This is a genomic window from Pseudomonas sp. UBA6323, from assembly GCF_002439135.1.
Taxonomy (GTDB): domain Bacteria; phylum Pseudomonadota; class Gammaproteobacteria; order Pseudomonadales; family Pseudomonadaceae; genus Aquipseudomonas.
This window is the reverse complement of sequence record NZ_DJSX01000082.1, coordinates 1-10,747: the sequence shown is the minus strand read 5'-3', so window position 1 is coordinate 10,747 and position 10,747 is coordinate 1. Positions and strand designations below refer to the sequence as shown.

General features: G+C 60.6%; 11 protein-coding genes. 6 read left to right on the top strand and 5 right to left on the bottom strand.

The features are described 5' to 3' along the window. Together B3P22_RS19860 and cobM are read left to right on the top strand one after the other, a co-directional pair. Positions 1 to 285 (top strand): precorrin-6A/cobalt-precorrin-6A reductase (locus tag B3P22_RS19860; protein WP_296272276.1); only part of this gene is annotated, 285 nt, incomplete at its 5' end. Continuing rightward, positions 282 to 1,037: a precorrin-4 C(11)-methyltransferase gene (gene cobM, locus B3P22_RS19855; protein ID WP_296272275.1), complete on the top strand. Its 756-nt coding sequence runs from the start codon at positions 282 to 284 to the stop codon at positions 1,035 to 1,037. The genes B3P22_RS19860 and cobM, both read left to right, overlap by 4 nt. A gap of 221 nt (positions 1,038 to 1,258) precedes the next feature. On the opposite strand, the gene B3P22_RS19850 is transcribed toward cobM, so the two are convergent. Next, on the bottom strand, positions 1,259 to 1,489 hold the full coding sequence (locus B3P22_RS19850; RefSeq protein ID WP_275546308.1) for a hypothetical protein: 231 nt from the start codon (positions 1,487 to 1,489) through the stop codon (positions 1,259 to 1,261). Between the two features lie 169 nt (positions 1,490 to 1,658). On the opposite strand from B3P22_RS19850, the gene B3P22_RS19845 reads away from it, so the two are divergent. Continuing rightward, a complete protein-coding gene (locus B3P22_RS19845) occupies positions 1,659 to 1,871 on the top strand; it encodes a ParD-like family protein (RefSeq protein ID WP_003241364.1) in 213 nt (70 codons plus the stop codon). Continuing rightward, positions 1,868 to 2,647: a type I methionyl aminopeptidase gene (gene map, locus B3P22_RS19840; RefSeq protein WP_296272274.1), complete on the top strand. Its 780-nt coding sequence runs from the start codon at positions 1,868 to 1,870 to the stop codon at positions 2,645 to 2,647. Before B3P22_RS19845 ends, map begins: the two co-directional genes overlap by 4 nt. A gap of 523 nt (positions 2,648 to 3,170) precedes the next feature. On the opposite strand, the gene B3P22_RS19835 is transcribed toward map, so the two are convergent. The 4 genes from B3P22_RS19835 to B3P22_RS19820 are packed head-to-tail and all read right to left on the bottom strand — an operon-like array spanning position 3,171 to position 6,933. Further along, entirely contained in the window at positions 3,171 to 4,175 is a 1,005-nt protein-coding gene (locus B3P22_RS19835; protein ID WP_296272273.1) for an SdiA-regulated domain-containing protein, read from the bottom strand. Positions 4,176 to 4,220: 45 nt separating this feature from the next. Then, on the bottom strand, positions 4,221 to 4,580 hold the full coding sequence (locus B3P22_RS19830) for a TraR/DksA family transcriptional regulator (RefSeq protein ID WP_046935726.1): 360 nt from the start codon (positions 4,578 to 4,580) through the stop codon (positions 4,221 to 4,223). Further along, positions 4,580 to 5,431: a universal stress protein gene (locus B3P22_RS19825; RefSeq protein ID WP_034023913.1), complete on the bottom strand. Its 852-nt coding sequence runs from the start codon at positions 5,429 to 5,431 to the stop codon at positions 4,580 to 4,582. The genes B3P22_RS19830 and B3P22_RS19825 overlap by 1 nt, the downstream gene beginning before the upstream one ends. A gap of 14 nt (positions 5,432 to 5,445) precedes the next feature. Next, the gene (locus B3P22_RS19820) at positions 5,446 to 6,933 is read right to left on the bottom strand and encodes a SulP family inorganic anion transporter (protein ID WP_034023912.1); all 1,488 of its coding nucleotides are present in this window, start codon (positions 6,931 to 6,933) and stop codon (positions 5,446 to 5,448) included. 517 nt (positions 6,934 to 7,450) lie between these two features. Here B3P22_RS19820 and B3P22_RS19815 point away from each other — a divergent pair. Further along, entirely contained in the window at positions 7,451 to 8,011 is a 561-nt protein-coding gene (locus B3P22_RS19815) for a recombinase family protein (protein WP_034064682.1), read from the top strand. Positions 8,012 to 8,014: 3 nt separating this feature from the next. Beyond that, positions 8,015 to 10,747 (top strand): Tn3 family transposase (locus B3P22_RS19810; RefSeq protein ID WP_296272272.1); only part of this gene is annotated, 2,733 nt, incomplete at its 3' end.

Here is a 10,747-nt window from a genome sequence, read left to right as displayed (position 1 = left end):
ACCCTGCGCCTGCTCGACGCCCATCCCGGCCACGCACGGGCGCGGATCATCGCCGACCGCGGCCCCTTCGCCCTGGAGGCCGAACGCGCACTCTTCGCCGCGGGCGACTTCGATGTGCTGATCAGCAAGAACAGCGGCAGCGCCGCCACCCAGCCCAAGTTGCAGGTGGCCCGCGAGCGGGGCCTGCCGGTGCTGATCCTGCGCCGCCCCCCCCTGCCCTGCGTCGTTTGCGACTTCGCCAGCGCCGCCGAACTGCTTGTCGCCCTGGCCGCGGAAACCCCATGACCGTTCATTTCATCGGCGCCGGTCCCGGCGATCCCGACCTCATCACCGTCAAGGGCCAGCGGCTGATCCGCCAGTGCCCGGTGATCCTCTATGCCGGCTCGCTGGTGCCCGAGGCCGTGCTGCAAGGCCACAGCGCCGAACAGGTGGTGAACACCGCCGAGCTGAATCTTGGGGAAATCGTCAACCTCCTGCATCAGGCCCATAAGCGCGGTCAGGATGTGGCCCGCGTACACTCCGGCGACCCTTCGCTATACGGCGCCATCGGCGAGCAGATTCGCGAACTGCGTGGCCTGGGCATTCCCTTCGAAATCATTCCCGGCGTCACCGCCACCGCCGCCTGCGCGGCCCTGCTGGAATCCGAGCTGACGCTACCGGGTATCGCCCAGACGGTGATCCTCACCCGCTACGGCACTACGTCACCGATGCCCGAGGGCGAACAGCTGCATGACCTGGCCCGACACCGCGCGACCATGGCCATCCATCTCGGTGTTCGCCAGTTAGCGGCCATCGTCGGTGAACTGCTGCCGCACTACGGTGCCGACTGCCCCATCGCGGTTATCCACAGAGCGAGTTGGCCGGATCAGGATTGGGTGCTGGGCACCCTGGCCGATATCGAAGAGAAAGTTGCCGCCAAGGGCTTTCGCCGCACGGCACTGATCCTCGTTGGGCGGGTGCTCGAGCCCGGTGCGTTTGCAGAATCGGCGCTATATGACGCCAATCATCGCCATCTTTACCGCCCTGGTAACCATTGAGCCTGGCGATAAAGCGTACAGTTCGCTGAAAGCCTTGCCACAAAAGGCCCTCATATACTTATCAACAAGATAACCAGCCTGTTATCCAAATACCCTGTGGATAGTGGGCGCGTAAGCGAGCAGTTTCTGTACAAGTTACTGAAGCCCTCAATTTATAAGGCCTACAGCCAGGTATCACGAGGATATCCACATGTTGATCCACGGCAACTGTGTGCAACTTCTCAGAGCTGCACCTCGACCCGCTTGATCCCCAGAACCCGCAGCTCCGGTATCACTTCATCCAGGCTGGCAAAGGTTTCTACCTGCTCGGTTTCATCCACCAGAAAGAAGCTGCGGCCGGCCTCTTTCTTGAAAAACACGATCCACTCGGCGGTATTGGCCGGATTGGCCATGATCTGGGTATCGAATAGAACGCCCTCGGCCGTTCTGCGTTTTACATCTGCGCGCTTCATCCGCTCTCCTGTTCCAGCCTTGCTTGGGCCCGCTTGCGCACTCCTGGCAGACGGACAGCTCTAGTGTAAAGGATGAGAGAGTCGCCTTTGTCCTGCTACCGATGCTGGTGGAACAATCCCGTCCGTGTTTATATATGCTTCATATACGAAATATATAAAGGAAACCGCTATGGGCATCGTTAATATCGATGATGAGCTGCATGACCAAATCCGTCGGGCAAGCAGCGTCTCGGGCCGCTCCATCAATGCCCAGGCAGGCTTCTGGATTCGCATCGGCATGCTCTGCGAGATGAACCCGACGCTGAGCTTCAATGAGGTGATGGCCGCCGAGCTGCGCGCGGCCGGCGTGGCGGTACCGCCGCGTATGGCGGACGCGTCATGAGCAAGACGCCCGAACAGATCGCTCTGATGGCGGAGTCCGGCAGATTGCTCGCGTCCGTTTTCGGCTATCTGGACCGGCTGGACCTGCTCGGCATGTCGACCCTGCAAGTCAACGACCTTGTGGATAAGTACATCGTGGATGAACTCAAGGCGCGTCCGGCGAGCAAGGGGCAGTATGGTTTCGCCTACGCCATGAACACGTCGCGCAACGAGGTGGTATGCCATGGGGTACCCAGCGCGAACGAGATGCTGCGCGACGGCGATCTGGTGAATTTCGATATCACCTTGGAAAAGAACGGCTACATCACCGATTCGAGCAAGATCTACCTGATCGGCAGGGTGTCGGACCAGGCTCGTCAGCTCACCCGAGTGACGTATGAAGCGATGTGCAAGGGCATCGCAGCCGTGAGGCCGGGCGCCCGCCTCGGCGATATCGGCCACGCCATCGAACGGCACGCTCGTGCCCACGGCTATTCGGTGGTTCGCGACTACTGCGGCCACGGTATTGGCCGGGAAATGCACGAGCCGCCGGAAGTGCTGCACTGGGGCAAAGCCGGCACCGGCCTGACGCTACGCGAAGGCATGACATTCACCATCGAGCCCATGCTCAATCAGGGAACGGCGGACGTTCGCACCCTACGCGACGGCTGGACGGTGGTGACCTGTGACGGCCAACTCTCCGCGCAATTCGAACACACCGTGGCGGTCACCCGCGAAGGCGTTCGTGTGCTTACGCTGCGCCCGGAAGAGCTGCACCTGAGCGGCGTTTCGGCGTGATAGAAACGCAAAAGCCCGTCCATCTGGACGGGTGGTCGGCAACAACATAGATTGACACAAGCCCCCTTGAAAACACTGAGAAAAACCAAGGGCTTAGTCGCCAACTTCGGTAACATAGTTTGACACAAGGCTATGGCCGCATCGAATAAATTACCGACCTTGGAACAACATAGATTGACAATATCAGCCTACCCTCATCCCTGAGTTCCGCCTATAAATGGTGAGAGGCAACTACCGGAGCGGGGTAGCAGAACCGCAGCTCTTAACTACCAGTCCACCAGTTTCAGGACAAATCGGACGTCCAAAATAGGATTTTATAATCGCTCTATAATTAACTATAAACCCCTATAAAGCTCGTGCTAGAGCAGTCAATCCACCTAGCCCGCTAGGCTGGCAAAAGCCGTACTGAAGCGCGACTGCATTCGAGAAGGCGCTCTTGCGATCGCCCTCATGCGAAGAGCTGGGAACAAACGTCTGTAATGGGGGAGCCCGCAGAATTCGGAAAAAATCGTACGCTAACAGTTCAAGCGTCCCGGCCACGCCTGACTGTAGCTTGTTGACTGGTCCAATCTGTCTCGCGGGTAAAGCGATAGAACAAGTTCGGCTCGCTGACCACGTACAAATACCCTTCATCGTCGATGGTTACACCTTCGGCTTGAGGTATGCCCTTCAGCAAACCGGCAAAACCGCGCGCCAGGGAGCGGAAACTCACCACCTTGCCCTCGTCGGTCATTTCGATCAGCAGTTTCGACTCGTCGCTGAGCAGAATCAGATGGCCGCTCTGTTGATCGAAGACGACCGAAGATAAGTCAGTCGCAAACACCTTGTCTTTTACCAGGCTGGACAGGTCGCGGACGTGCAGGGAAAAGCCTCCTGCCAGGCTGGCACGAAGGCCGCTCACTTCCAGCAATTGGCGTGGGTCACGCTCCTTGGTCACAAACAAGCGATCACCTTTCAGGTCGTAGGCGAGCCCTTCAAGGCCTTTGTTGTCTTCCTTGCCAAGCGTCAGGGTCAGCGCTGGATACTGGTCTCGGCTCAATGGTCGAGCAGGAGAAAGTTTACCGTCTTCGGCGATGGGGACATCCACGACAACCAGGCTCTGCCGGCGCTCTTCGGCGATTACCAGCTGGCCGTTGCCGGCATAGGACACCGCCTCCACATCGTGGAAACCGTCCAGGCTATAGCGCCTTTCCACATCACCGTCACGACTAAGGGCCAATAGTTCGTTTGGGCCGTTGGTGACCGCCCACAGCAGGTTTAGGTCAGGGTCGAAGGTCAGACCCGAAAGATTGTTGTCCACCCCGGAAACCGCCTTAGCGTCCAGCTCAACCCGATAGCTAGGCAGCCACACAGAGCGCTCCTGCCAATCGTCAGTGTGCCAATTGGTCTTGATCCAGAAGTACAAACGATCATCCAGGTGATGGGTGCGGACTTGGAATACGGTAAGCAACACAAGGCACAGCAGTGCCCACATCCAAGCGCTTGCTTTCCGTGTTCGGCCCAGCCAGTTTTTAGCCATCAAATACATTAGAAGCCTCGTTAATTGGGGCTGACGCCACGAGCCGTGATGGTTTCAACCCGACTCTGTGCGACTCGCACAGGTGATGCACAGCAGCGTGGCCGGATCAAATTCCAGGCGGCCCGAGGCGATCAACTCGCCGCATTGGTTACACCAGCCATACTCACCCTCGCGCCAACGCTTGAGGGCCAGTTGGAGGCGGACGCGTTCATGCTGCGCCCGACTGCGAATGGCATCGTTCATTGCTTGCTGCTGGAGTGCATCCATTCTCGACAGACGCCCTACCTTGCTTTGATCCAACTCTACCGATTGCGAGCGAGACTCAGCGTCTTCCAGCAATCGATCCAGCTCGGCAGCCCGCTGTTCCAGCAGGGTCTTGAAATGGGCAAGATCGAGGGCGTCGTCCATGGCCATTAGCGCAGCAGTAACAGCGGACTGGTGGTGGTGCGGAGCATGCTGGTCGTGGTGCTACCGACCAGGAACTGCCGGATACGGGAATGACCATAGGCCCCCATCACCAGCAGATCAATGCCATGCTCTTTCTGATAGGCGTGCAGGGTTGGCTCTATCTCTCCGCTCCGAGTCTCGGCACGAACAGTGAAGCCGGCGTTGATCAGCACTTTCTGCGCCCAGTCCAGCTGAGCGGACGCTTCATCGCTCACGGGCCCAACCATGACCAGGTGGACCGGCAGCCCCTTCAGCAGCGGGCTGGCTGCCAGCATCTCCACACCCTTGCGGGTGGTAGCGCCGCCATCGAATGCCAGCATCGCGCTCTTGGGCTTTTGGAAGCTGGCTGGGGTGACAAGGATTGGCCGGTGCATGATACGGATCACGCTCTCCAGCTGGCTTCCGACATGCTGACTCAGACCGCCACTAGACTCGCCCTGGCGACCGATGACCAGCAGGCGCGTTTCGGTTTGCAGCTCTTGCAGGCTTTCCAGCAGATCGCCATGACGCTGCTTGGACTCCGGCGCGGTCACACCATCCGTCATGGCCCGCTCTTTCGCGGCCGCTAACATGATCCGCCCCTGCTCCAGGGCCAACTTACCGCGCTGTTCATCCAGGGAAGCAAGCTCATCGAGCAGATGCTCGCGGCTGCCAAGGCCGATATTGCCACTCAGGTCTGCCGCAACCGGGTACTGGCGCTGATCCAGCACATGCAGGAAGGTCAGCGGGGCTTCCAGGCTCAGACTGGCCCAGGCCGCGTAGTCGCATACGGCTGGAGCCGAGGAGGAACCGTCTATACAGGCAATTACTTGGGTCATCGTTGTTCTCCTTCTTAGTGGCCCATGAGTTGATCAATGGCGTCGGGTTTATCGTGAACACCGAAGCGATCCACAATAGTGGCGCTCGCTTCGTTGAGTCCCAGCACTTCAACTTCGGTGCCTTCGCGGCGGAACTTGATAACCACCTTGTCCAGGGCAGCTACGGCGGTGATATCCCAGAAGTGGGCGCGATTCAGGTCGATGGTTACCTTGTTCAGGGCTTCCTTGAAGTCAAAGGCAGCGACGAACTTGTCAGCCGAGCTGAAGAACACCTGGCCGGTGACGTTATAGCTACGATGCTCGCCGGCTTCGTCCAGCGAAGAGCTGATCGCCATGTAATGGCCAACCTTGTTGGCGAAGAACATCGCGGCCAGCAGCACGCCGGCCAACACGCCGAAGGCAAGGTTGTGGGTGGCCACCACGACCACAACGGTGACGACCATGACAATGTTGGTCGACAGCGGGTGCTTCTTCAGGTTGCGCAGCGAATCCCAACTGAAAGTGCCGATGGACACCATGATCATCACTGCCACCAGCGCAGCCATCGGGATCTGCTTTAGCCAATCGCCAAGGAATACCACCATCAGCAGCAGGAATACGCCTGCGGCAAGGGACGACAAGCGAGAACGACCGCCAGATTTCACGTTGATGATCGACTGACCAATCATCGCGCAGCCGGCCATACCGCCGATCAGACCCGAAGCAATGTTGGCCACGCCCTGGCCCTTGCACTCGCGGTTCTTGTCACTGGGGGTGTCGGTCAGGTCGTCGACAATGGTTGCGGTCATCATCGACTCCAGCAGACCGACCACGGCCAGCGCTGCCGAGTAAGGGAAGATGATGGCCAACGTCTCGAACGTCAGCGGTACGTCAGGCCAGAGAAAGATTGGCAGCGTATCCGGCAGTTGACCCATATCACCGACCGTGCGGATATCCAGCCCAACCGACATGGCAACGGCGGTCAGCACGATGATGCACACCAGCGGCGATGGGATGAGCTTGCCGATCTTGGGGATATAGGGGAACAGATAGATGATGCCGAGGCCTGCGGCTGTCATGGCGTAGACGTGCCAGGTGACATTGGTCAGCTCGGGCAGTTGAGCCATAAAGATCAGAATCGCTAGGGCATTGACGAAGCCGGTCACCACCGAGCGCGAGACGAAGCGCATCAGTGAGCCGAGCTTCAGGTAGCCAGCAGCGATCTGTAACACGCCACATAGCAGCGTGGCGGCCAGCAGATATTCAAGACCGTGGTTCTTGACCAGGGTCACCATCAGCAGTGCCATGGCTCCGGTTGCGGCCGAGATCATGCCGGGGCGGCCACCGACAAAGGCGATCACTACGGCGATACAGAAAGAGGCGTACAGGCCGACCTTGGGGTCGACACCCGCGATGATCGAGAAGGCGATGGCTTCAGGGATGAGGGCCAGGGCGACCACAAGACCGGCGAGGATGTCGCCACGGATGTTGGATAACCAGGTTTGCTTTAACGAGTGGAGCATCAGAATTCCCAAGGCAATGGATCGCGCAGCACAGCATGGCGCAAGCCATGTGCAGCTGGTCGATACGAGGTCAAATTGTCGGATGTAGGGGGGCTGTGGCGGGTGTTAAAACCGAAAGCACAGCAGAGCGCGACCGCTGGCGGAGCAAGCAGTCACAGATGATGCGGGGGGCGAAGCGCTATGGCGGCGTAGGCAGCCAGATCATATTTTGCAGGGTGAGCATGAGGTCTTATCGAGTGTCTTTGGTAACTCAATGGCCGCGACATTCTACAGGAAGAGGGCAATTTCTGCGAGTCATCACCGACTAGGGTGTCCTGTTTGGATGTCAGCCTGAGCTATACCCTAACTGGATGTCAGGCAAGGCCGCACCGCGCCGTGAGAATAGAGTCCGCTTTCACATTCTTTGACACATGCTTGCCAAGGTCATAGATTTCAGCCTGACAAATTCAAGGCTTCGGGCGCAATGGAACCAAAAACCAACGTAAGCCCTACCGCCCATCCAGCCTATGGAGGCATCTTGCAGGGACAACGCATCGGTTACGTCCGAGTCAGCAGTTATGACCAGAACCCGGAACGCCAACTTGAGCAGGTCGAGATCGGCAAGCTGTTCACCGACAAGGCCTCAGGCAAGGACACCCAGCGCCCGCAACTGGAGGCTATGCTCGGATTCGTCCGCGAAGGCGATACCGTGGTGGTGCACAGCATGGATCGCCTGGCGCGCAACCTCGACGATCTGCGCCGTCTGGTGCAAAAGCTGACCAAGCGCGGTGTACGCATCGAGTTCTTGAAGGAGGGGTTGGTGTTCACCGGCGAGGACTCTCCCATGGCCAACCTCATGTTGTCGGTCATGGGTGCCTTTGCCGAGTTCGAGCGCGCCCTGATCCGCGAGCGGCAGCGCGAGGGCATCGCCCTGGCCAAGCAGCGCGGTGCCTACCGGGGCCGCAAGAAAGCCCTCTCCGACGAGCAAGCCATCACGTTGCGGCAGCGGGCCGCTGCGGGCGAGCCGAAGGCTCAGCTCGCCCGCGAGTTCGGCATCAGCCGTGAAACCCTCTACCAGTACCTTCGCACGGACGACTGAACCATGCCGCGTCGCTCGATTCTCTCGGCCACTGAGCGAGACACCTTGCTTGCGCTGCCAGAAAGCCAGGATGACCTGATCCGCTACTACACCTTCAACGACTCCGACCTGTCGCTGATCCGCCAGCGGCGCGGCGACGCCAACCGCCTGGGCTTTGCGGTGCAGCTCTGCCTGCTGCGCTACCCCGGCTACGCACTGGGTACTGACAGTGAGCTGCCCGAGCCGGTCATCCAGTGGGTGGCCAAGCAAGTTCAGGCCGACCCGGCGAGCTGGGCGAAGTACGGCGAACGCGACGTGACTCGCCGCGAGCACGCCCAGGAACTGCGCACCTACCTACAACTGGCCCCGTTCGGCCTGTCCGACTTCCGCGCCCTGGTGCGCGAGCTGACCGAGTTGGCCCAGCAGACCGATAAGGGTTTGCTGCTGGCCGGCCAGGCGCTGGAGAGTCTGCGGCAGAAGCGGCGCATCCTGCCGGCGCTGAGCGTGATTGACCGGGCCTGCTCGGAAGCCATTGCGCGGGCCAATCGCCGGGTCTACCGCGCCCTCGTCGAACCACTCACGGACTCGCATCGGGCCAAGCTGGACGAGCTGTTGAAGCTCAAGGCCGGCAGCAGCATCACCTGGTTGACCTGGTTGCGGCAGGCCCCACTAAAACCGAACTCCCGGCACATGCTCGAACACATCGAGCGGCTGAAGACATTTCAGCTGGTGGATTTGCCCGAAGCTCTGGGCCGGCACATCCACCAGAACCGCCTGCTCAAGCTGGCCCGCGAGGGTGGGCAGATGACGCCCAAAGACCTCGGTAAGTTCGAGCCGCAGCGGCGCTACGCGACCCTGGCCGCCGTGGTGCTGGAGAGTACGGCGACCGTGATTGATGAGCTGGTCGATCTGCACGACCGCATCCTGGTCAAGCTGTTTAGCAGCGCCAAGAACAAGCATCAGCAGCAGTTCCAGAAGCAAGGCAAGGCGATCAACGACAAGGTGCGCCTGTACTCCAAGATCGGCCAGGCCCTGCTGGAGGCCAAGGAAAGCGGCAGCGATCCCTACGCCGCCATCGAGGCGGTGATTCCCTGGGACGAGTTCACCGAGAGCGTCAGCGAGGCCGAGCTGCTGGCCCGGCCGGAGGGCTTCGACCATCTGCACCTGGTTGGCGAGAACTTCGCCACCCTGCGCCGCTATACGCCGGCCTTGTTGGAGGTGCTGGAACTGCGCGCCGCCCCGGCTGCGCAAGGCGTGCTGGCGGCCGTGCAGGCCCTGCGCGAGATGAACGCCGACAACCTGCGCAAGATGCCGGCCGATGCGCCCACCGCCTTCATCAAGCCGCGCTGGAAGCCGCTAGTGATAACCCCGGAAGGCCTCGACCGGCGCTTTTACGAAATCTGCGCCCTGTCCGAGCTGAAGAACGCGCTGCGATCCGGCGACATCTGGGTCAAGGGCTCGCGGCAGTTCCGCGACTTTGACGACTACCTGCTGCCGGCAGAGAGGTTCGCCGCGCTCAAGCATGCGCAGGCTCTGCCCCTGGCGATCAACCCGAACAGCAACCAGTACCTGGAAGAGCGCTTGCAGCTACTGGACGAGCAGCTGGCCACCGTCACCCGCCTGGCCAAGGACAACGAGCTGCCCGATGCCATCCTCACCGAGTCGGGGCTGAAGATCACCCCACTGGATTCCGCGGTGCCCAATACCGCGCAGGCGCTGATCGACCAGACCAGCCAGTTGCTGCCGCGCATCAAGATCACCGAACTGCTGATGGACGTGGACGACTGGACGGGCTTCAGCCGCCACTTCACCCACCTGAAGGACGGTGCCGAGGCCAAAGACCGGACATTGCTGCTGTCAGCGATCCTGGGCGATGCGATCAACCTCGGGCTGACCAAGATGGCCGAGTCGAGCCCCGGCCTGACCTACGCCAAGCTATCCTGGCTGCAAGCCTGGCACATCCGAGACGAAACCTACTCGGCGGCCCTAGCCGAGCTGGTCAACCACCAGTACCGTCATACCTTCGCCGCTCACTGGGGCGACGGAACGACCTCTTCTTCCGATGGCCAGCGCTTCTGGGCGGGCGGGCGGGGTGAAAGCACCGGGCACGTCAACCCGAAGTACGGCAGCGAGCCGGGGCGGCTGTTCTACACCCATATTTCCGACCAGTACGCACCGTTCAGCACCCGCGTGGTGAATGTCGGCGTGCGCGATTCCACCTATGTGCTTGACGGCTTGCTGTACCACGAGTCCGACCTACGGATTGAGGAGCACTACACCGACACGGCTGGCTTCACCGATCACGTCTTCGCCCTGATGCACCTGCTGGGCTTCCGCTTCGCACCGCGCATCCGCGACCTCGGCGAAACCAAGCTGTATGTTCCGAATAGCGTCCAGGACTACCCGACATTGCGCCCAATGGTTGGCGGCACCCTGAACATCAAGCATGTCCGCGCCCACTGGGACGACATCCTGCGCCTGGCCAGCTCGATCAAGCAGGGCACCGTCACTGCCTCGCTGATGCTGCGCAAGCTCGGCAGCTACCCGCGCCAGAACGGTCTGGCCGTGGCCTTGCGCGAACTGGGCCGGATTGAGCGCACACTGTTCATCCTCGACTGGCTGCAAAGCGTAGAGCTACGTCGCCGCGTGCATGCCGGACTGAACAAGGGCGAGGCGCGCAACTCCCTGGCCAGGGCGGTGTTCTTCAACCGCCTCGGCGAAATCAGGGATCGGAGCTTCGAGCAGCAGCGCTACCGG